Here is a 21,326-nt window from a genome sequence, read left to right as displayed (position 1 = left end):
TGCGGTTAAAATTGGTCTTATTTTTAGCTGCACTTTTTTTGTTATAAGGTCAAACATGAATATTTTAATTATCGGCCCGTCTTGGGTCGGCGATATGATGATGTCGCACAGTTTGTATCAACAACTCAAACTGCAATATCCCCATTGCCAAATTGATGTAATGGCACCCAATTGGTGTAAACCGCTTTTAGCCCGTATGCCAGAAGTGCGTCATGCTATTGAAATGCCGCTCGGACATGGCAAGTTTGCCTTGTGTGAACGTTATCGTTTAGGTAAGGCATTACGCAATCAATATGATATGGCAATCGTATTACCAAACTCCTTGAAGTCAGCTTTTATTCCCGCCTTTGCAAAAATTGCTGTGCGTCGTGGCTGGAAAGGGGAAAGCCGTTATTTCTTGCTTAACGATTTACGCAATAACAAACGTGATTACCCAATGATGGTGCAACGTTATGTCGCGTTAGCTTTTGAGCAAAATTCGGTGCCAAAAGCGGCTGATATTCCTATTCTAAAACCTTATTTAACCGTTGATCCAACTCAACAGGCGGAAACCTTAAAAAACTTTGAAAAACAGACCGCACTTTTAGGCGAACGTCCGATTATCGGTTTCTGCCCTGGTGCTGAATTTGGTCCAGCTAAACGCTGGCCTCACTACCATTATGCTAAGTTAGCAGAAATGCTGATTGAAAAAGGCTATGCAGTAGAATTATTTGGTTCATCAAAAGATGTGGAAGCTGGGGAGCAAATTCGCAATGCGTTGCCAGCCGAGCTACAACCGTTCTGTTTGAATTTGGCAGGGCAAACGAATCTTAATCAAGCGGTAGATTTAATTGCTAACTGCACAGCAGTGGTGAGCAATGACAGCGGCTTAATGCATATTGCCGCTGCGACAGATCGTCCATTGGTTGCACTTTACGGCCCAACGAGCCCAACTTATACGCCACCATTATCGGATAAGGCCGTGATTATTCGTTTAATTGAAGGCGATTTAATTAAGGTGCGTAAAAGTACAGATAGCTCGGAAGGGTATCATCAAAGTTTGATTGATATTACACCTGAAAAAGTGGTAGAAAAACTGACCGCACTTTTAGAGATTTAAGAAAGAGAGAATATAAAATGGAAGTGACATATCAACCCGTATTAGATAAAAATGAAGCTAAAGTAGCCCGTAAAATCAGTCGTGATATTTATAAACATAATAAATTTCGCAAGATGATGAGTATTGGCGATTTCTTATTATATTTATTCTTCTTGCTGCCAAGTATTTTTCTTGCTTTTGAACTGATGGATTGGGGAGAGTATTTGTATGATTGCTATGAAAATATCTTAGCCAATTATGCAGGGCATATATTATTAATTATCTCACTATGTTCTTTTTTTTATGCTGTTTGTCTGCGACCTTATTTAAATACCAAAGCTTTTCAAAGCCAAGTATTTGAGGGTGCTAATAAAAGTACGACCATACGAATCGAAGAAGATGGCTTATGCACGAAAATAGATTTCTGCCAAGTCTTACATAATTATCGCAACATTCATCATATTGAAAATCATTATGGTTACTTAACAATTCGAATTGGTACCGGACAATTTTTATCTATTCCTCATTCAGCCTTTCAAGATGATGCTCATCGAGAAGCATTTGAAGCCGCTTTACGAGAAAAAATAAAAGCTTACCAAGCAGAGCCTTTAAGTAAATAGAAAAGGTCTAACAGGATATGTTAATGATATGAACCCTCTCCGCATACATTTACAATTAATTGGAATGGTGATTTTATGGGGCGCCTCTTGGCCTTGGGGACGAGTAGTTGCCCAAGCTATGCCGACATTTGTTGCTTCAAGCCTGCGCTTTTTTTTCGCCATTATTCCACTCATTATTTGGCTATATGCGGCGAATCGCTTCAAATATGCTAAACAACTAAACGCTAATCAGTGGATGGGGTTGTTTGTAACCGCCTTTTTCGGTGTTTTCGCTTATTCCACATTTTTTATCTGGGGGCTGAAATATCTTCCAGCGGGACAAGCGGCTGTTATTGTGGCAACAAACCCTGTATTTACCACGCTTTTGGCGATTTTTTTATTTAAAGAAAAATGGAATCGTTGGGTAATACTTGGAATGGTTATTGCCATGAGCGGAACATTATTGGCTCTCACAAAAGGGAATTTTTTACAAATGATGGATTCCTTTGGATTTGGGCAAATATTATTAATAGGTGCACTAATTTGTTGGGTTGTTTACACCTTATTGGCGAGAAAAGTACTCGCGGGTATTGATTCTCTCACCGCAACCACATTATCTTCCATTTTTGGTTTTTTATTGTTGTTTATTAGTGCTTTATGCGTGGAAAGCTCGGGCGATTGGCTGACAGTACTGAATTTATCACAAGGTGAGTGGATAAGTTTACTTGGTCTTGCATTTGGTGCAACGGTATTAGCCTATGCATGGTATTTTGATGGTGTGAAACACTTAGGGGCAGGCAATGCCTCAGCTTATATTATTCTTGTGCCAATTTTAGGCATTTTATTTTCAGCCGTTTGGTTGAATGAACAGGTGGATTCCTCCTTAATTATAGGAGGAATTTTAGCCGTATCTGGGCTTGGAATTATGCACTGGGGAAGAAGGTTAATTAAATGAAAGTATGTGTGATTAAGACTTCCTCTATGGGGGATGTGATTCATACTTTGCCGGCATTGACTGATGCACAGCGTGCTATTCCTAATCTCTCTATTGATTGGGTGGTGGAAGAGAATTTTGCAGAAATTCCACGTTGGCATTCGGCAGTGAATCAAATCATTCCAATTGCCTTAAGACGCTGGCGAAAATCGCCTTTTTCGGCTCAAACAAAGAACGAATGGAAATCTTACCGCACTTTATTACAAGCCAATCAATATGATGCCGTAATTGACGCGCAAGGGCTTTTTAAGAGCGCTTTTTTTGCGACACGCTTAGCTAATGGCGTCAAACATGGCTATGATCGCAAGAGTATCCGTGAGCCGATAGCTTCCTTGTTTTACGATAAAAAATACGCGATTTCTTATCAACAACATGCGGTAGAACGCATTCGTCAACTTTTTGCACAAGCATTATCTTATCCATTACCGAAAGAGAAAGGGGATTATGACATTGCGCGTCATTTTATTTCCGCAGACTCTATCGAACCTTATGTGATCTTTTTTCATTCTACGACAAGAGATGAAAAGCATTGGTCAGAACATGAATGGCGAAATTTAATTGAAAAACTGACCGCACTTTCTGTTCAAGTTCGTTTACCTTGGGGAAATGTAAAAGAAAAGGCGAGAGCAGAGCGATTAGCAGTAGGTTTATCTCATGTGGTCGTTTTGCCTAAACTTTCATTAAATGAATTGGCTTACCAAATAGCTAATGCAAAAGCCGCGGTGTCTGTGGATACTGGGCTTGCGCATTTAACGGCAGCACTGGATAAACCCAATATTACGCTTTATGGCGCAACTGATCCGACCTTAATTGGTTGTTATGGTAGAAATCAGCATTATTTAATTGCCAATTCGATGGAGAAAATTACCTCAGAGCAGGTCTTTTCTAGCCTAAATACATTAATTAAATAGTTTGTAGAATAATTGGAAATGTATTGATCTAAATTAATTTTAGTCAAAATATTGTCTATTTTCTGATAGTTGGGAAAATTTAATATTGACACGTTCGAGTTGTAGTGTATAAACTGAAAAAAGTTCAATTTTTTATTAACTTCATTAAATCATAAGGAAAGCGTTATGAAAAAAACACTTCTTGCTTTATCTGTAGCTGCATTAGCAGCAGGTTCTGCACAAGCTTATAACTTCCATGTTGACCAAACTGGTACGGATGTTGATTTTTACGGTTCTTTACGTGTTAAATGGGAAAGCACCTCTAACAAAACTAACTATGTGGCGGGTGGCGAAAGCAAAGAACACATCAATCATGCAGTAGATAACAATGGTTCACGTTTTGGTATTAAATTAAAACAAAGTTTAGGCGGTGATTTCTACGCATTAGGCCGTGCTGAGTGGCGTATGCGTGGTGAAGCACCTTCACAACATGATTTTGACCATGTTTATACACACTTCCTTTACGCAGGTATTGGCCACAAACAATTCGGTGAGTTAACTTACGGTAACATGCCTACTATCACTGATGAAGTAAAACAAACCGACTTAGCAAATACTTACAGCTTATCTGATGGTTTATTAGATGGCTCTGCTCGCCGCGTAGCACAATATACATACAACGGTAACTACGGATCAAATAAAGTGAAATTTGGTGCGTACTACGGCGGTTCAAGCAAACGTAACATGAAAAATCTTGATTTAGTGAACAAACGTAAAAATGCTTGGGGTACAGGTCTTATCTTCAATCATGCAATTGACAGTATCCAAAATGTAACTGTTGCAGCAGGTTTCACTCGTGAAATTTCTGAAAATGCAAACAACACGTCATTATTCCGTAATGCTTATGGCTTAGGTTTAGCATATAACTTCGTTCACACGACTTATGGTGTAGATTTAGAGCGTCAAGTAACCAAAAACCAAGGTGACAAACGCATTAAAAATGAAGTACGTGCCGTTATTCGTCAAGGTTTAAACGAAGATTGGAACGTTTATGCGATGTATGCATATAAAACAGATAAACACAGCAATAATACAGACAGAACTCGCCAATTTATGGTAGGTACTGAATACTATGTGTTTAACCAAGGTTCTTTAAAAGTGAAACCATTCTTAGAATGGCAAGCAACTCGTACTAAATACGAAAACAGCGCTGTAGATCGTAGCCGTGACTTCAAAACGGTTATCGGTTTACGTGCATACTGGTAATTTATCAGTTTAATCTTATAAAACGAGCGGATAGTGAAAGCTATCCGCTTTTCTTTTTGCTTGTAATTTTGATTTTCATCCCCATAATACAGCACAGGCTAAAAGTGCGATAACAAAAAAACGCCGTTTTGAATATTGACTTCAACACTAGAGACGAAAAATCAGATAAACCACTCACAATTTATGCGTAAAATTGACCGCATTTTTCATTCAAAGAATAAATAGGAACAAATAATGAATTACATTCAAGATAATGACAAACTTTATCGTTACCTTTTTCAAAACCGTGCCGTGCGTGGTGAATGGGTACGATTAAACCAAACCTTTACTGATACATTGAATACCCACCATTATCCAAAAGCGGTACAGAACTTATTGGGTGAGATGATGGTGGCGACGAATTTGTTGACCGCCACATTAAAATTTAATGGCAATATTACGGTTCAAATTCAAGGTGATGGCCCATTAAAATTAGCCTTAGTTAATGGCAATGATCAACAACAGATCCGTGCATTAGCCCGTGTACAAGGTGATATTCAAGACGGTATGACCCTACATGATATGATCGGCAAAGGCGTATTAGTGATTACGATTGCTCCAACCGAAGGTGAGCGTTATCAAGGCGTTATCGGTTTAGATAAACCAACCATTACGGAATGTTTAGAAGACTATTTTGTGCGTTCAGAACAATTACAAACCCAACTTATTATTCGTACCGGTGAATATGAAGGCAAACCAGTGGCGGCAGGGATGTTGTTACAAATTATGCCAGATGGCCAAGGTACGCCAGAGGATTTTGAACATTTAACGACTTTAGCTGCAACAGTCAAAGATGAGGAGTTATTTGGATTACCCGCAGAAGAATTGCTTTATCGTTTATATCATGAAGAAGTAGTGGAAGTTTTTGAACCGCAAACTGTTTCTTTCTTCTGCGGTTGCTCACCTGAACGTTCTGGTGCAGCATTGTTGCTGATTCCAGAAGCTGAAATTGATGAAATCTTAGAAGAGCATAAAGGCAGTATTGATATGCAGTGTGAATGTTGTGGCACACATTACTTCTTCAATAAAGAAGCCATCAATAAACTCAAACAAGCACAATAAGAAAAATTCCCGTTCATGATCTGCACCCCAAAAGTTAGACTAAACTTTTAACTGATTAAGGTGCAGATTTTTTATGACTAAATATAATCAACTTTTTAAATAACAAGTCGTGAATTTCTATTTCGAACATCACGAAAATCTTGCTTTAACATTAAAGCATTTCAACTTAGCGGCAAAAACCGTTAGATATTGGATTTCTCAAAGTATGTCACGAAAAGGAAATTGTTTGGATAATGCAGCAATGGGAAGCTTTTTGGGGCGAGTGAAAACGGAGTGTTTTCACGGAAAATCGTTTACTGGCATTGATGAACTTGAAAAGGTTATCAATGATTATGTCCAGTACTGCAATGAAGAACGAATCCAATTAAAATTAAAAGGACTGAGTCCGATACAATATCGAAAGCAGTCCTTTAAATAACAGTCTAACTTTTTGGGGTCAGATCATTTTGTTTAGGTTTTTTGTTAAATAAAGTTAGCATCTTGTTTCAAATTCTGCTAGGGCTTCATCAAATTGTTGTTGCACTTTCGGATGAACAGGTGCAAAGACAGATGATGTTAAAGTAATAAATGAGCAAACTAAGAAACCGGGAATAATCTCATAAAGTTTGGATAAATCGTCCCAGCCTAGATAGCGCATGAGTGGGCTCCATGCAACGACGGTGATAGCGCCAGATAGCATTCCCCATAATGCAGCTTTTGAGCTAATGTTACGGTTAAAGAGAGAAAGAATCACAACTGGTCCAAATGCAGCACCAAAGCCAGCCCAAGCGTACGAAACTAATCCCATCACTTTTGAGTTAGGGTCATGTGCGATAACGATAGCAATGACAGAGATGAGTAACACCATTAAGCGACCAACCCAAACTAATTCTGTGCTAGAGGCATTTTTACGGAAGAAACCTTTATAGAAATCTTCTGTAATAGCCGCAGAACACATCAATAATTGCGCAGATAAGGTACTCATAATTGCGGCAAGAATTGCAGATAATATGATGCCGACAATCCAAGGGTTAAACATGATTTTGGATAATTCAATGAATACAGATTCTGCATTCGCAAGGTCAATGTTTCTTTCAGTGAAATAAGCTAGTCCAAAATAACCGACAGCAACTGCACCACCTAAGCAAAGGATCATCCAAGTAATACCGATTTGGCGTGCTTTATTTAAAGAAGCAACAGAGTCTGCAGCCATAAAGCGAGCCAAAATATGTGGTTGACCGAAGTAGCCTAAACCCCATGCCAAGGCAGACACTACACCAATACCAGAAACGTTGTGCAACCAGTTACTATAAGGAATACCTGTTACAGCAGATTTTGCTTCAAGTGCCATTTTGAGATCATCCCAACTGATCGTGAGAATAACCATCACTGGAGCAAGAATTAGAGCAAAAATCATCAATGAAGCCTGAATGGTATCACTCCAAGAAACTGCTAAGTACCCACCAATAAAAGTGTAGCTAATGGTCGCAATCGCACCAAACCAAAGCGCGGTAGTGTAATCCATGCCTAATAGGCTTTGGAATAATTTCGCACCAGCCACTACTCCAGAGGCACAATAGATGGTAAAGAAGAACAAGATAATACCTGAAGAGATGATTTTCAGTGCTTTTTTCTGACGTGGAAAACGTTGTGCAAAGAACTCCGGTAACGTTAAGGCGTTGCTATATTTTTCAGTAAAAATACGCAAGCGGCCAGCAACAACACGATAGTTCAAATAAGCCCCAATAGTTAACCCAACAACAATCCAAGCTTCGGATAAACCAGAGAGAAAAATTGCTCCAGGTAATCCCATTAATAACCAGCCGGACATATCTGATGCACCAGCAGACATGGCAGTAACAAAACTGCCCATTTTGCGACCACCTAGAATATAGTCGTCAAAATTCTGCGTGGAACGGTAGGCATATAATCCAATGCCTAAAATAACGAGCAAATAGAGCCCAAAGGTAATGTAGATTTGCATAAATCACTCCTTTTTAATGTTCTTCAGAAGACATTAACGAGGTGTTTCCGCCAGCAGCTGTGGTGTTGTAACTGCGAGAGAACTCATCGTATAACGGTAAAATATCTTGGGTAGTTTGCCAATCATAGCATTTAAAAATAGCTGAGCTGTTTTCAGCTAACCATTGGCGTCGTTCTTTACTTAATTCCGCTAAGTAGATACCTTTTTGGCAGTGTCCTAATTTCGTATCAACTCGTACGCCCGCTTTACCAGATTTAGCTAATGGATGACTTGGCTCGACTAAAATCGTAAAGCCTTTTGCCAATAGTTTATTTGCTGCTTTTTCTGATGCAGCTAAATCGCCATTTAAAATCGCTACTTCAGAAGGTAAGTAAGCTAATGAGTTGCGTTCACCAGTAATACTGTCTAAAACAGGTTGTGCATTACCCAGAGTGTTTTCGTCGCCGAATTGGCTGTAGTAGCGGTCTGTTTTTGTTAAACGTTGCAAATAGAATTCGCCACCAGCTTTCGGGCCTGTACCAGATAAACCATGACCACCAAATGGTTGTACGCCCACAACAGCACCAACAATATTACGGTTAATGTAGAAGTTGCCGCAGTGGAGGTGTTTTTCAACTAAATCCATTTGTTTACGGATACGGCTATGACAACCGCCAGTGAGGGCATAACCTTTCGCATTAACTTCATTGAGTACGTTAACCAAGTTCTCTTTTTTATAACGCACGATGTGTAAGATAGGGCCAAACACTTCACGTTGTAATTGGTTAAGATTATCTAAAAGATAGACTGCTGGTGCGACAAAATGACCATTGGTTGGTGCCTCTAATTCGACATAAGCACGAGCGACTTTCCGCATATTCGCTTTATGATTTTCTAGATTTTGTTTCGCTTCTTGATCAATTACAGGGCCAATGTCTGTTGAGAGTAAACGAGGGTCGCCAAGGCTAAATTCGTTAATCGCTTCTGTAATTATTTTATAGTAATGATCTGCAACATCTTCTTGTAATAACAAGATACGTAGCGCAGAACAGCGCTGACCAGCAGAGTCAAATGCAGAGCTTAAAACGTCTGCAACAACCTGTTCTGGTAATGCAGAGGAGTCAGATACTAATACGTTTTGTCCACCAGTTTCAGCAATTAAAACAGGATCGTTATCCGCTTGTGCAATTCGTTTTTCAATCAATTTTGCAACTTCAGTTGAGCCAGTGAACACAACGCCATCAAAAGCTTGTTGTACTAATGCCGCCCCTAAATCGCCTGCCCCAAGCACCAATTGTAATGCCTCTTTTGGTACGCCTGCTTGGTGTAAAAGTTTTACTGCTGCATATGCAATAAGAGAAGTTTGTTCTGCAGGTTTGGCAATTACCGCATTTCCTGCTGCAAGGCTTGCAGCAACTTGTCCAGTAAAGATAGCTAAAGGGAAGTTCCAAGGCGAAATACAGAGAACTTTTCCGCGTGGTGCACCCAAGTGTTGATCTTTTGCGAAATATTCAAGCTGATTTGCATAATATCTGAGAAAATCGACCGCTTCTCGTAGTTCTGCAATGGCATTTGGTAATGTTTTACCAGCTTCAACAATGGCAAGTTTCATCAATAAGCCGAAGTTTTCTTCATATAAATCGGCGGCTTTTCGTAATACATTTGCTCGTTCAGTTGCGCTTTGTGCTGCCCATGTCTCATTATTTGCCGCGTTAAACACAGCTTGTGCTTCAGTTGGGTTTAAGAAAGCAACTTCTGCTAAGTTCTCTTTCAGATTAGCTGGATTGACCACGGTATGCGCAGCTAAGTTTTCTGCATGAGCCAGCACCGTGAGTGATTGCGCATTTTCGATAGGTGCTTCGTTTAATGCTTGTTCTAATTTAGCTAACTCAAATTCGTTGCTTAAATCAAAACCTGCAGAGTTTCTACGATCACTAAATAGCTCAAGTGGATTGCGCACTAATTTATTCGGTTCACCATTAGATTTCTCATAGAGTTTCCAAGGTGGAATCACTAATTGTTCTACCGGAATATTTTCATCGACCAATTGATGAACAAATGATGAGTTTGCACCGTTTTCTAATAAACGGCGAACTAAGTAAGCTAATAAGGTCTCGTGCGTGCCTACGGGGGCGTAAACACGGACTTGGCGATTAAAATTCTCTTTGCCAACAATGTTGTCGTATAAGCTTTCACCCATGCCATGTAAGCATTGGAATTCAAATTGTTTGCCTTGACCTAATTCGTGGATCGTACACATAGTTTGTACGTTATGCGTCGCAAATTGTGGATAGATCACATCTTGAGCAGCAAGTAATTTTTTCGCACAGGCAATATAAGAGATATCGGTGTGATTTTTGCGAGTATAAAGAGGGAAACCATCTAAGCCATCCGCTTGCGCCCATTTTACTTCGCTATCCCAATAAGCTCCTTTTACAAGGCGAATCATTAAGTAACCGTCTTTTTCTCGGGCAAGATTGATTAAGTAATCCAATACAAATGGGCAACGTTTAGAGTAGGCTTGAACAACATAGCCAATACCTTTGTAGCCTTTGAGTTCTGGCTCATCTAGTAATTTTTCTACTAAATCCAGAGATAGCTCTAAGCGGCTAGCTTCTTCTGCATCAATGTTTACGCTGATGTTATATTTTTTGGCGAGTAAGAAAAGTTCTTTTACGCGCGGATAAAGCTCGTCGATAACACGATCATATTTCGCACGCCAATATTTTGGATGGATAGCAGAAAGTTTAACGGAAACACTGTTACCATTGTAGATAGTGCGACCTGCAGCATCTTTCCCCACACTTTCAATGGCATGGAGATAATCATTAAAATAACGATCTGCATCCGCTTGGGTCATGGCTGCTTCACCAAGCATATCAAAAGAGAAGGTAAAGCCTTTTTCATAACGAGGTTTAATGTTCGTTAGCGCTTCTTGCATGGTAACGCCAGTTACGAATTGTTTCCCTAAGATTTGCATGGATTTGACAATGAGCGTACGCATAATCGGGGCAGAGAAGCGAGCAAAGCTACGGCTTAACGCATTTGCGAGGCTTTTTTCGTCTAAATTTTCACTAATTTTTTTACCGAAAACTAAGCCATAACTAGCTGCGTTGATAAAAAATGAGTTAGCGTTACCAATGTGAGATTTCCAGTTACCATCACGTAATTTTTCATAAATCAAATCATCGCGGGTTTCTGCATCAGGAATACGTAACAGCGCTTCAGCTAAGCACATTAGTGCGACACCTTCTTCACTGCTTAATGAGAATTCTTGCATTAAGGCATCGGCGCCATATTGTTTTTGTTTAAGATGGCGAAGTTTGTTAATAAGTTTGATCGCATTGTCAGTAATGCGTTTTTCTTGTTCTTGGGTAAAATCTAAGGTTTTAAGCAAGTTATCTACTGCCGTTTTCTCATCTAAGCGATAGTTTTCGGTGATGAGTTGGCGTTCAGGACGGTAGGTTTTAGAAAGTTGGAAGGACATAGTAATCACCCCTTGTTACTTTGTTACAAGATTGTTAATGAACATAAAATCAACAGAGGGAAAAGTAAATGCTTTTTTCTCGAATTTGTGAATCACTTCACAGAATTGTGTGAAAATAATGCAAAATTCACGAAAATACTGAATAAATAGCGATATTTTTTAGTTTTTGAAGAAAATAGAAAAGCAAATCTGAGAAGAATCGCCTGATTCTTCTCAGAAAGATGTTAATAAGATATTACTCGATACCAATAATCTTATGAGTTTGGAGGCTTAACTGCCATTTAAGTTTATTAGCACGAAGATTTAATTGACCTAATTGAGTGATAGTTTCTAATAAATTCATTTTGTCATCATGCCCATTAAGCATATGTGCCGTATCAAAACTGAATTCTTTTGCAATTTTAAACATTTGCTAGTCCTTTTTCTGCTAAGTATTCGTTAAACCCTTTTTCTAGCTCAATTGCATGACGTTGTCCGTATTGAAAGGTCACTACTTCGACATTTTCTTTGCCGAATTCTGCGATGACCTGAAATAGGCAAGTTGTAGAGTCTTGGCCGCCTGAAAAAATCACAAGGGCTTTTTTATTTTGTTGTATAAACATCCTTCATTTTGTTTTCTAGTCAAATATTGACTAACCGTGGGAAGGTTTCGAACCACGGAAAATGAAGAGAAAATAAGCGGTCAAATTTTTTGGGGGCAGACCATCATGATAACGGGGATTTTTTTATGGACGTTTTATTGTTGCACTTGTTCCAAGCAATGTTTAATTGCGTCAGGAATTGAGCCCCCATGATTTTTATTGGGAATGGAAATAAACGCCACAGGATTACCTTGTTTTTCCAATGTTTCCGCCAGTTGATGAGCATTGATTGTTCGCATTTGTTTCCGTTGATTGATACGCTGTAATTGTTCCTCAGTGATATTCGGATCCTGTTCAGGATGTTCTTCGTAAGAGCCTAATGTAATCAAAATATGTGATGGTTTTTGGCTAATCCAAGGTTCATTTTGAGGCAAAAATGAGCCATTTCCCCACCAAAGGGAAGGGCTTGCCAAGGTGTAATGTTGAAATAAATCCGGTTGATGGAAGAGTACATATAATCCAAACAACCCACCAAAAGAATGGCCGAAGAAATATTGTTTTTCTTTATTGATATCGAAATGCTGCTCAATGTAAGGTTTTACGTCTTGTTGAATAAAACGTAGAAAATCGGCGGCTTTTCCTCCTTTGGCAAATTCAGCGCCTTCAGCTGGAAACGTGTAGTCTCTCATTCGTTCCTCAATAGCGTAAGCTTTATCAGATATATAACCGATGCCGATAATAAGGGGGAGCGGTTTATGCGGATTGACAGCATTCACTGCTATTGGAAATTGTGCATTGCCATCCAACGTGTAAAGTGCGGTCAGTTTTTGCGATGTTTTTGGTGGAACCGCAATAAACAAACGGTAATGTTTGTCTTCAAAGGTAAAATCTTTTTCTTGAATTTGATACATTTTTTTCATGCTTTCTTGAATAGGAGGAATCTTAAAGTCGGGTTCTGCTTGCGTGCTTTGCGTAAACATAAGCAGGAAAAATAAAAAGGGTAAACGCAGAAATGAGAACATGATTATCTAGTCTTAATTTGAGAATGGTTATCACTATATAGGAAAAGTAAAGGTGAAATCAACCGCACTTTATCTTAGCTCCCAAAAACACCCTAAAAATAGGTAGAAATTTCCAATAAATGTTCAAAAATTTGATCTAGTTAACATTTTTTTTCTGGCAATTCCCCTACAATAACCACAGGAAAAATTTTTAAACTTTAATCAAGAGGTGAACTATGACTGACATTAAAAATGTAATTAAAGAACTTGAAGCCATTGGTATTCATGATGTAAAAGAAGTGGTTTATAACCCAAGTTATGAACAACTTTTTGAAGAAGAAACCAAACCAGGTTTAGAAGGCTTTGAAAAAGGGACACTTACCACAACTGGAGCTGTGGCTGTTGATACAGGGATCTTTACCGGTCGTTCGCCGAAAGATAAATACATCGTTTTAGATGATACCACAAAAGATACTGTGTGGTGGACTTCTGATGTGGCGAAAAACGATAACAAACCAATGACTCAAGAAACTTGGTCAAGCTTGAAAGGTCTTGTGACTAAACAACTTTCTGGTAAACGTTTATTCGTGGTTGATGGTTTCTGTGGCGCAAGTGAACAAGACCGTATCGCAGTACGTATTGTGACTGAAGTAGCATGGCAAGCACACTTTGTGAAAAATATGTTCATTCGTCCTACAGAAGAACAATTAAAAACCTTTAAACCTGATTTCGTGGTAATGAATGGTTCTAAATGCACCAACCCGAACTGGAAAGAACAAGGTTTGAACTCTGAAAACTTCGTTGCATTTAACTTAACTGAGCGTATTCAATTAATCGGTGGTACTTGGTACGGCGGCGAAATGAAGAAAGGTATGTTCTCAATGATGAACTACTTCCTACCACTTAAAGGTGTAGGTGCAATGCACTGTTCTGCTAACGTAGGTAAAGACGGTGATGTAGCAATCTTCTTCGGTTTATCAGGTACAGGTAAAACCACACTTTCTACCGATCCAAAACGTGAATTAATTGGTGACGATGAGCACGGTTGGGATGATGTAGGTATCTTCAACTTTGAAGGTGGTTGCTACGCGAAAACTATCCATCTTTCTGAAGAAAATGAACCAGATATTTATCGTGCAATCCGTCGTGATGCGTTATTAGAAAACGTCGTGGTTCGTGCAGATGGTTCAGTTGATTTCGATGATGGTTCTAAAACTGAAAACACTCGTGTCTCTTACCCAATTTATCACATTGATAATATTGTTAAACCAGTATCTCGTGCTGGTCACGCAACGAAAGTGATTTTCTTAACTGCAGACGCATTCGGTGTATTACCTCCTGTGTCTAAATTGACACCAGAGCAAACCAAATACTACTTCTTATCTGGTTTCACCGCTAAATTAGCTGGTACAGAGCGTGGTATTACTGAGCCAACTCCAACCTTCTCAGCATGTTTCGGTGCGGCGTTCTTAACTCTTCACCCAACACAATATGCTGAAGTGTTAGTTAAACGTATGCAAGCTGCTGGTGCAGAAGCATACTTAGTGAACACAGGTTGGAACGGTACGGGTAAACGTATCTCAATCAAAGATACTCGCGGTATCATCGATGCAATCTTAGATGATTCTATCGAAAAAGCTGAAATGAGTGAGCTACCAATCTTTAACTTAGCGATTCCAAAAGCGTTACCAGGTGTAGATCCAGCGATCTTAGACCCACGTGATACTTACGCTGACAAAGCACAATGGCAAGCTAAAGCTGAAGATCTTGCAGGTCGTTTCGTGAAAAACTTCGAAAAATATGCGACTAATGCAGAAGGTAAAGCACTTATCGCAGCAGGCCCAAAAGCTTAATTAGATAAACAGTATCTAATTAAACAGCTCTAAAAATAACCGCACTTTGGTTTTTTAAATCAAAGTGCGGTTTTCTTTTAAACATTCAGTGCATTTTTTGCAGCAGTGTAGTTTTTGGTTTCAGTGGAGGCTAATGCGCCACCAAGCCATCCATTTGGATTATCAGGGAATTGCTTTTGCAATTGGGAATAGAATGCAACGGCACGGTCGTATTGTTTTTCATTTCGAGCGGCTTTGCCTAAATTTTCCAGTTCATTTTGAGAAAATTGCGCTGGTGCGCAGCTGTCGCAAAGTGAAAGTGCTTTAGCGGATTGATTCGTCCTCAGATAGAGTGTAATTAAATCATCGCGCACTTTAATATCGTTTGTCCTCTTAAATAAGGCCTCAAGTTTTGAAATGGCTTGATTTAATTGGGTTTCTCCTTGACGAGAGAAAATGATGATATTTTCTCGTTCGGTATCAATAGAGGAATTTTGGGCATAGGCAACCTATACTACTGAGGTGCTGATACCTACTAATAGCACTGCCTTAAAGACATGGGATAGAGACTTCATATTAACTTCTACGATGTTTAATTATAATTATTTATTGTGGACTCCATATTTATGACAATGTAAAGAAAGTATAAGTTTCGTAAAGTGGTCCGACCTCAAGTTGAGCCATAAAAAGCATTAGCTATGTATAACATCAAGTGTTTTAGGTGAAAAAATAGGCATTTTAGTAAAATAAAACGCCTATTTGATATTTAGAGAAGTGATTGAAAGTTATTTCAAAATAAACATCGGTGTGTTACTGATAGGATCACGATGAATGATGACATCCAAATCAAACACATTCTTCAGCAACTCTTCGGTCATCACTTCATCAGGTGTACCTTGTGCCATCACTGCACCTTTTTTCATGACGATTAAGTGATCGCAATAGCGGCAGGCTTGGTTGAGATCATGCAACACCGTAATCACGGTTTTGCCGTTTTGTTGCATTTGTCGTATCATGCCCATGAGTTCTGCTTGGCGGTTTAAATCCAGATAAGTAGTCGGCTCATCAAGTAGCACTAATTCAGCATCTTGCGCAAGTGTCATGGCTAAGAAGACGCGTTGTTGCTGACCACCAGATAAATCGGAAACCAACTGTTCGGCGAGTTCGACAGTTTGTGTTTGATCCATCGCCCAAGTGACCAATTCTTCATCTTTTTGGCTGAGTTTACCCCATAGATTTAAGTAAGGCGAACGCCCGTAAGCGATCAATTCGCGTACTTTAATGCCTTCGGGAACTAAGTGTTGCTGCGGGAGAAAAGCCAATTCTTGGGCATATTCTTTAGGGCTTTTTTGCCAAATATCCTGACCTTTATGGGTGATTAAGCCTTGCTTTGGCTTAAGCAAGCGCGCCACCGCTTTTAATGTGGTGGACTTACAGCAACCATTTGGGCCGATTAATGCAATCACTTTATTTTTCGGGAATTTTAACGACAGATTTTTAACCACGAGTTTATCTTGATAACCTAAAGATAAATTATTGATTTCAATGCTCATTATTTAGTTCTCATCAATAAATAGAAGAAATATGGCGCACCGATAATCGCGGTCAGAATACCCGCGGGTAGTTCAGTTGGAGGGTCAATCACCCGCGCCAAAATATCCGAAAGTTGTAATAAGAGGGCGCCAATAATCAAGGCTGCCGGTAATAGGGTACGATGTCTGCCGCCGACTAAACGACGGGCAAGATGCGGCGCAACTAAGCCTAAAAAGGCAATCGGACCACAAATTGCCACGGCTGTAGTGGAAAGGGCCACCGCTAGCACTAAAACGCTGATTTGTACTTTATTTACGGTCACGCCCAAGGTAGAGGCTTTGTTTTCACCTAAACCAAGGGTGTCGAGATCGCGACAGAAAATAAATGGCAAGGGCAGCAATATCACTAACCATGGTAATACCACATTTAAATAAGACCAGCTACGCCCCCACAGGCTTCCTGTGAGCCATAACATCGCCGTATTGATCTCGACTGGATTGGTAAGCATTAGATAATGACTAATAGCAGCCCATAATGCGGAAAGTGCGACCCCAATGATTGCCATTTTGATAGGGCGGAAGTTAAAACCGCACACGACCCATAAAATGACAAAAGAGAGCACACCACCTAAAAAGGCAAAAATTGGCATCCAGTAAAATGCTAAGTTTGGTAAGAACATCAATACCGAAACAGCAACTAACCCAGCCGCATTGTTAATCCCTAAAATATCGGGAGAAGCAAGCGGATTACGCACTACGCTTTGCACTAACACACCAGAAATTGCTAAGGCTCCGCCTAATAAAATCGCTAATACTGCACGGGGTAGGCGATATTCCATCAAGGTAAAATAGTTTTTATCGTCAGGCTGAAAGGCTGCCCAAATTTCTTCAAAGGAAAGCGTATAAGTGCCGAGACGAATACTCAACCCAAAGAGTAGTACCATCAGACTAAGCGTAATGACATAAAAGCCGATAGCGCGAAAAGATACATGAGAAGCTCGCATTAGTGTCTTCCTCTGGCAAATAATACAAAGACTGGTGCTCCGATTAAGGCAAGCACCGCACCAGCAGGCACTTCGCTAGGAAAGTTGACCGCGCGGGCAATGGTATCTGCAGCGAGCATTAAAATTGCGCCGAGTAACATCGCCATAGGGAGCGATTTTCGCAAGTCATAACCAATCCAATAGCGTGCCAGATGGGGCACTAGTAAGCCGATAAAGGCTACTGGGCCAGCAACACTCACGCTTGAACCCACAATCAATAATGCCATGATGTTAGCGTACCAGCGTAAACGGAAGAGATTGATGCCTAACGAACGCGCAGATTCATCGCTTAAATTGAGTAAATTCAAACGACTAGCAAAGAATAGACAGAAAAGTGCGGTCAAAATAAAGAACGGAAATAACGTCAATAATTCATTCCAACGAGCATGTGCAATGCCGCCAGCTAGCCAACTCATAATACCGAAGGCATGATCTTCCGCGATAATGAGCACCAATTTCGTGAGCGCTGCACACAGTAGTGATACGGCAATCCCTGCTAAAATCACTCGGCTACGATCCCCACTGTTGTCTTTCCAACCATTGCTGATCAGCATTACCACAAGCCAACTCAGACCGCCGCCGATACTAGCCACTAAAGCAATGCTATAACCAGAAAGAATCAAAGGGCTAAAAGCACTGGCGGTTACCATGGCAAGACTGGCTCCCGAGTTCACGCTGAGTAGCGTAGGTGAAGCAAGCGGGTTGCGCGTAATGGTTTGTAACAACGCCCCCGCCACCGCAAGATTGGCACCTAAAATCATGCCAACTAATGCGCGCGGCAGGCGTAAATCGGTTACGGTAATTTTGGCAATTTCATCGCCATCGGGGAGGAACGCTTGTAACGCTGCAAGCGGTCGAATTTCGATGGGATAATACAAAAACAGGCTTCCCCATAATAGGAAAGCCAGAATGATAAGGGGAAGTCCCCAACGGAAAGTGGACTTCATCATTATTTTTGTTTCACGAAACCTTCAATTTGTTTTGCCATAATTTTGCTTGCTTCTAAGCCGCGACCACGCGCCCACATGTCGGAGTCAACACTGTAAACATGGTTCGCTTTTACCGCAGGAATGGCTTTCCAAAGTGGCTCAGCTTCCCATTTGCGCGCAATACTTTCATCACGATAATGGGCAATGAACAAGTATTCCGGTTTTTCCATTACTAATTGTTCAAGGTTGATTTCCACGAAAGCCTGATCGCTATTGAGTTTAGTTGGCGCAAAACCTAATGTCGTTAAGAAACTACCCACATAGCCATTGTCATTTTGGATATTAAATTTATCTTCTCGGGAAGTACCAAATGAGGCTTTTTTGCCTTGTACACCTAAATTTTTTGCGATGTTGGCAATGTAATCATTATGTTCATTGATTTTTGCTTTCATTTCGCTACTTTTACCGACTAAATCACCAATTTTCTGCGCGGTTTCAAGATTTTCTTGGTAGCTTTCATGACGGGAATCAAACATCACCGTTGGTGCGATTTTTTTCAATTCTTCAAACACCGCTGTGTGACGGGAAGGATCGGCAATAATTAAATCGGGTTTGAGAGAAGCAATCACTTCAAGACTCGGTTGAGAACGCGTGCCAACAGATTGCCATGCAGCAATTTTTTCGCGCACTTGCGGCAGAATACGATCGATTTTGTTATCGTCAGCCACACCTACTGGGCTTACACCGACTTGGGCTAAAGCATCCACAAAAGAATATTCCAATGCCACAACACGGCTTGGGGTTTTATCAAGGGTAAATTCACCTTTTGCATCTTTAACCGTCACTGCACTAGCAAATGCGGATACCATTAATAATGCAGAAGCTAAAGTGGTTTTGAATAATTTTTTCATGTTATGTCCTCAATAATAAAAAGCATTTGGATTATACACTCAAACAATGTTATTGAGAATAGTTGTATTTTAGCTATTTGGTCGGATTTCTCTATTTTGCCCGCATTCTGGCAAGCAAACTGACTGCAACAATAATGACTAATGAACCAATCCAGAAATTTAGGCTTGGTACGTTATCCCAGAAGAGCCAGTCACAGATGCTGGAGAAAATGACACCGGTAAAGGAAAAAGGCGTGATGACATTTGCAGGCGCGTATTTAAAGGCGCGAGTGAGTAATAATTGGAAAATAAGACCGAATCCGCCCACCAAAAGCAGTAATGTAAATCCATGTAATGTTGGCATTTTCCACTGCGCGATGAAAAAGAGTGGCAATAAAATAGAACCTAATAAGTGGAAGTAAAACACGATATTTTTAGGCGAATTGTGTTTATTGAGCTCTTGTAAGCTGATAAATGCCATCGCAGCGAAGACTGCCGCACCCAAAGCATAGCCTACATGGAGAGGATTGATATTCATTGAGCCGTTGGTCAGCATAATGATGGATACACCAATAAAACCCATAAAACTGCAAGCTAATACTTTTAATGGTGTTCTGACTTTAAAGAAAAACAGCAATAAAGGCACAAAAAGTGTGGACGTATTCATCAATAAAACCGCAATGGAAATCGGTAAATATTTAATAGCGTAGAAGGTTAATAACATACTGGCTATGCCGGCGAGGTTACGCAAAACGAGAAACTTCCATTGGGACATATCGACTTTGAAATCTCCATCTTTAATTAAAAAGGGTAAGAGAAACACAAAACCAATAAAGAAGCGGGAAAATAAAATTTCACTGGACGGTAATTCATCAGAGGCGTATTTTACAAAGACACCCATTAAGGCAATGCTGATGTAAGCTAACACCATATAAACAACAGCTTTTTGATAATTATTGCGGAGATGTATGTTTGGCATAAGGGTTCCTTGCACAAAGTGCGGTAAAAAATTGCCTTATTTTGTAAGAAAATGGGCTTGTCTTCGTCTAATGAAATGTAATCTTAAGATATTTTCTATAATAAGGAAAGAAAATGAAATATACAAAAACATTTCTCATATTGACCGCACTTTTTGGCGGTTTGCAAAGTAGTTTAACGTATGCTGATCACACAGAATCATCAAAGGAGCAAAAAATGACAATGGAAAGTAAACAAGAACAACAAATTATTTATCTTGCTGGTGGCTGCTTTTGGGGATTAGAAGCTTATATGGAACGTATTCAAGGCGTGACCGATGCTGTTTCGGGCTATGCTAATGGAAAAGGTGATACCACTAACTACCAATTATTGCATGCGACAGATCATGCGGAAACGGTGAAAGTCACTTACGATCCAAATAAAATTTCGCTAGATAAATTGCTGCAATATTATTTTCGCGTGATCGATCCAACCAGTATTAACAAGCAAGGTAATGATCGTGGCAGACAATATCGCACCGGCATTTATTATCAAAATGAGCAAGATAAAGCGGTTATTGAGGCAGCATTAAAAACCTTACAAAGTAAATATCAAGAACCGATCCAAATTGAAGTGGAACCGCTGAAAAATTATGTGGAGGCGGAAGAGTATCATCAGGATTATCTCAAGAAAAACCCGAATGGCTATTGCCATATCGACATCAAAAAAGCCGATGAGCCATTAATTGATGATAAAAAATATCCAAAACCAAGTGATGCAGAATTAAAGCAAAAATTGACCGCACTTCAATATGACGTGACACAAGGCAAACATACCGAACGCTCTTTTAGTAACGAATATTGGGATAATTTCGCGCCGGGTATTTATGTAGATATCACCACGGGAGAACCGTTATTTTCTTCTAAAGATAAATTTGAATCGGGTTGCGGCTGGCCAAGCTTTACTAAACCGATTGCCGCTGAAGTGGCGGAGTATCAAAGAGACAATAGCTTTAATATGACTCGCATTGAGGTGTTAAGTCGCAGTGGTCATGCCCATTTAGGCCATGTATTTGATGATGGTCCTCGCGATAAAGGTGGTTTACGTTATTGCATCAACAGCGCATCGATTAAGTTTATTCCATTAGATGAAATGGAAAAACAAGGCTATGGTGATTTGATTCCCTTTGTGAAATAAGAGGAAA

The 21,326-nt window shown here is 39.9% G+C and carries 16 protein-coding genes and 4 pseudogenes; 9 read left to right on the top strand and 11 right to left on the bottom strand.

Features of this window, described 5'->3' with window-relative positions; genetic code table 11:
- Positions 1-55: 55 nt before the first annotated feature.
- The 7 genes and pseudogenes from waaF to PARA_RS10380 form a co-directional block, all read left to right on the top strand.
- Positions 56-1,099 carry a lipopolysaccharide heptosyltransferase II gene (waaF, locus tag PARA_RS01910; protein WP_014064302.1) on the top strand — a complete coding sequence of 348 codons (1,044 nt, stop codon included), beginning with the start codon at positions 56-58 and terminating at the stop codon, positions 1,097-1,099.
- Positions 1,100-1,116: 17 nt separating this feature from the next.
- On the top strand, positions 1,117-1,698 hold the full coding sequence (locus PARA_RS01905) for a YcxB family protein (RefSeq protein ID WP_014064301.1): 582 nt from the start codon (positions 1,117-1,119) through the stop codon (positions 1,696-1,698).
- A gap of 28 nt (positions 1,699-1,726) precedes the next feature.
- Positions 1,727-2,632, top strand: a complete 906-nt coding sequence (locus tag PARA_RS01900) for a DMT family transporter (RefSeq protein ID WP_041918198.1) — start codon at positions 1,727-1,729, stop codon at positions 2,630-2,632.
- Positions 2,629-3,582, top strand: coding sequence for a lipopolysaccharide heptosyltransferase RfaC (rfaC, locus tag PARA_RS01895; protein ID WP_014064299.1), 954 nt, complete (start codon positions 2,629-2,631; stop codon positions 3,580-3,582). The genes PARA_RS01900 and rfaC overlap by 4 nt, the downstream gene beginning before the upstream one ends.
- A 165-nt stretch (positions 3,583-3,747) precedes the next feature.
- Positions 3,748-4,827 carry a porin gene (locus tag PARA_RS01890; protein ID WP_014064298.1) on the top strand — a complete coding sequence of 360 codons (1,080 nt, stop codon included), beginning with the start codon at positions 3,748-3,750 and terminating at the stop codon, positions 4,825-4,827.
- A gap of 234 nt (positions 4,828-5,061) precedes the next feature.
- Positions 5,062-5,928 (top strand): Hsp33 family molecular chaperone HslO, encoded by an 867-nt coding sequence (gene hslO, locus PARA_RS01885; protein WP_014064297.1) that lies wholly within the window; start codon positions 5,062-5,064, stop codon positions 5,926-5,928.
- A 193-nt stretch (positions 5,929-6,121) separates the two neighbouring features.
- A pseudogene (locus tag PARA_RS10380) lies at positions 6,122-6,346 on the top strand (IS3 family transposase); the annotation flags it as partial.
- Positions 6,347-6,400: 54 nt separating this feature from the next.
- Here PARA_RS10380 and putP read toward each other — a convergent pair.
- The 5 genes and pseudogenes from putP to PARA_RS01860 form a co-directional block, all read right to left on the bottom strand.
- Positions 6,401-7,891, bottom strand: coding sequence for a sodium/proline symporter PutP (gene putP / locus PARA_RS01875; protein ID WP_014064295.1), 1,491 nt, complete (start codon positions 7,889-7,891; stop codon positions 6,401-6,403).
- Positions 7,892-7,904: 13 nt separating this feature from the next.
- Positions 7,905-11,357 (bottom strand): bifunctional proline dehydrogenase/L-glutamate gamma-semialdehyde dehydrogenase PutA, encoded by a 3,453-nt coding sequence (gene putA, locus PARA_RS01870; RefSeq protein ID WP_014064294.1) that lies wholly within the window; start codon positions 11,355-11,357, stop codon positions 7,905-7,907.
- Positions 11,358-11,592: 235 nt separating this feature from the next.
- A pseudogene (locus tag PARA_RS10235) lies at positions 11,593-11,709 on the bottom strand (radical SAM protein); the annotation flags it as partial.
- A 94-nt stretch (positions 11,710-11,803) separates the two neighbouring features.
- A pseudogene (locus PARA_RS01865) lies at positions 11,804-11,959 on the bottom strand (7-cyano-7-deazaguanine synthase); the annotation flags it as partial.
- 134 nt (positions 11,960-12,093) lie between these two features.
- A complete protein-coding gene (locus tag PARA_RS01860; protein WP_014064291.1) occupies positions 12,094-12,918 on the bottom strand; it encodes an alpha/beta hydrolase in 825 nt (274 codons plus the stop codon).
- 257 nt (positions 12,919-13,175) lie between these two features.
- Between PARA_RS01860 and pckA the strand changes: the two genes are divergently transcribed.
- Positions 13,176-14,792, top strand: coding sequence for a phosphoenolpyruvate carboxykinase (ATP) (gene pckA, locus PARA_RS01855; protein ID WP_014064290.1), 1,617 nt, complete (start codon positions 13,176-13,178; stop codon positions 14,790-14,792).
- An 86-nt stretch (positions 14,793-14,878) separates the two neighbouring features.
- On the opposite strand, the pseudogene PARA_RS10410 reads toward pckA, so the two are convergent.
- The 6 genes and pseudogenes from PARA_RS10410 to PARA_RS01825 form a co-directional block, all read right to left on the bottom strand.
- Positions 14,879-15,256: pseudogene (locus PARA_RS10410) on the bottom strand (poly-beta-1,6 N-acetyl-D-glucosamine export porin PgaA); the annotation flags it as partial.
- Positions 15,257-15,556: 300 nt separating this feature from the next.
- Positions 15,557-16,324 carry a Fe(3+) dicitrate ABC transporter ATP-binding protein FecE gene (gene fecE, locus PARA_RS01845; RefSeq protein ID WP_014064288.1) on the bottom strand — a complete coding sequence of 256 codons (768 nt, stop codon included), beginning with the start codon at positions 16,322-16,324 and terminating at the stop codon, positions 15,557-15,559.
- Positions 16,324-17,307, bottom strand: coding sequence for a Fe(3+) dicitrate ABC transporter permease subunit FecD (fecD, locus tag PARA_RS01840; RefSeq protein ID WP_014064287.1), 984 nt, complete (start codon positions 17,305-17,307; stop codon positions 16,324-16,326). The genes fecE and fecD overlap by 1 nt, the downstream gene beginning before the upstream one ends.
- A complete protein-coding gene (gene fecC, locus PARA_RS01835) occupies positions 17,307-18,296 on the bottom strand; it encodes an iron-dicitrate ABC transporter permease FecC (RefSeq protein ID WP_014064286.1) in 990 nt (329 codons plus the stop codon). The genes fecD and fecC overlap by 1 nt, the downstream gene beginning before the upstream one ends.
- On the bottom strand, positions 18,296-19,186 hold the full coding sequence (locus PARA_RS01830) for a Fe(3+) dicitrate ABC transporter substrate-binding protein (protein WP_014064285.1): 891 nt from the start codon (positions 19,184-19,186) through the stop codon (positions 18,296-18,298). The genes fecC and PARA_RS01830 overlap by 1 nt, the downstream gene beginning before the upstream one ends.
- Before the next feature lie 91 nt (positions 19,187-19,277).
- Complete coding sequence (locus PARA_RS01825; RefSeq protein ID WP_014064284.1) at positions 19,278-20,144, bottom strand: DMT family transporter; 867 nt, start codon at positions 20,142-20,144, stop codon at positions 19,278-19,280.
- Positions 20,145-20,257: 113 nt separating this feature from the next.
- Between PARA_RS01825 and msrAB the strand changes: the two genes are divergently transcribed.
- Positions 20,258-21,319, top strand: a complete 1,062-nt coding sequence (gene msrAB, locus PARA_RS01820) for a bifunctional peptide-methionine (S)-S-oxide reductase MsrA/peptide-methionine (R)-S-oxide reductase MsrB (protein WP_014064283.1) — start codon at positions 20,258-20,260, stop codon at positions 21,317-21,319.
- Positions 21,320-21,326 lie beyond the last annotated feature (7 nt).

Source organism: Haemophilus parainfluenzae T3T1, assembly GCF_000210895.1.
Classification (GTDB): domain Bacteria; phylum Pseudomonadota; class Gammaproteobacteria; order Enterobacterales; family Pasteurellaceae; genus Haemophilus_D; species Haemophilus_D parainfluenzae_A.
The sequence above is the reverse complement of the archived record's forward strand: the minus strand, read 5'-3'. Positions and strand labels throughout refer to the sequence as shown.

Bases quoted from the DNA above. Each gene is read 5' to 3' on its own strand.
- pckA (WP_014064290.1), top strand. From the start codon at position 13,176: ATGACTGACATTAAAAATGTAATTAAAGAACTTGAAGCCATTGGTATT.
- putP (WP_014064295.1), bottom strand. From the start codon at position 7,891: ATGCAAATCTACATTACCTTTGGGCTCTATTTGCTCGTTATTTTAGGC.
- PARA_RS01890 (WP_014064298.1), top strand. From the start codon at position 3,748: ATGAAAAAAACACTTCTTGCTTTATCTGTAGCTGCATTAGCAGCAGGT.
- fecD (WP_014064287.1), bottom strand. From the start codon at position 17,307: ATGCGAGCTTCTCATGTATCTTTTCGCGCTATCGGCTTTTATGTCATT.
- hslO (WP_014064297.1), top strand. From the start codon at position 5,062: ATGAATTACATTCAAGATAATGACAAACTTTATCGTTACCTTTTTCAA.
- waaF (WP_014064302.1), top strand. From the start codon at position 56: ATGAATATTTTAATTATCGGCCCGTCTTGGGTCGGCGATATGATGATG.
- PARA_RS01825 (WP_014064284.1), bottom strand. From the start codon at position 20,144: ATGCCAAACATACATCTCCGCAATAATTATCAAAAAGCTGTTGTTTAT.
- rfaC (WP_014064299.1), top strand. From the start codon at position 2,629: ATGAAAGTATGTGTGATTAAGACTTCCTCTATGGGGGATGTGATTCAT.
- PARA_RS01905 (WP_014064301.1), top strand. From the start codon at position 1,117: ATGGAAGTGACATATCAACCCGTATTAGATAAAAATGAAGCTAAAGTA.
- PARA_RS01860 (WP_014064291.1), bottom strand. From the start codon at position 12,918: ATGTTTACGCAAAGCACGCAAGCAGAACCCGACTTTAAGATTCCTCCT.
- putA (WP_014064294.1), bottom strand. From the start codon at position 11,357: ATGTCCTTCCAACTTTCTAAAACCTACCGTCCTGAACGCCAACTCATC.
- msrAB (WP_014064283.1), top strand. From the start codon at position 20,258: ATGAAATATACAAAAACATTTCTCATATTGACCGCACTTTTTGGCGGT.
- PARA_RS01830 (WP_014064285.1), bottom strand. From the start codon at position 19,186: ATGAAAAAATTATTCAAAACCACTTTAGCTTCTGCATTATTAATGGTA.
- fecC (WP_014064286.1), bottom strand. From the start codon at position 18,296: ATGATGAAGTCCACTTTCCGTTGGGGACTTCCCCTTATCATTCTGGCT.
- PARA_RS01900 (WP_041918198.1), top strand. From the start codon at position 1,727: ATGAACCCTCTCCGCATACATTTACAATTAATTGGAATGGTGATTTTA.
- fecE (WP_014064288.1), bottom strand. From the start codon at position 16,324: ATGAGCATTGAAATCAATAATTTATCTTTAGGTTATCAAGATAAACTC.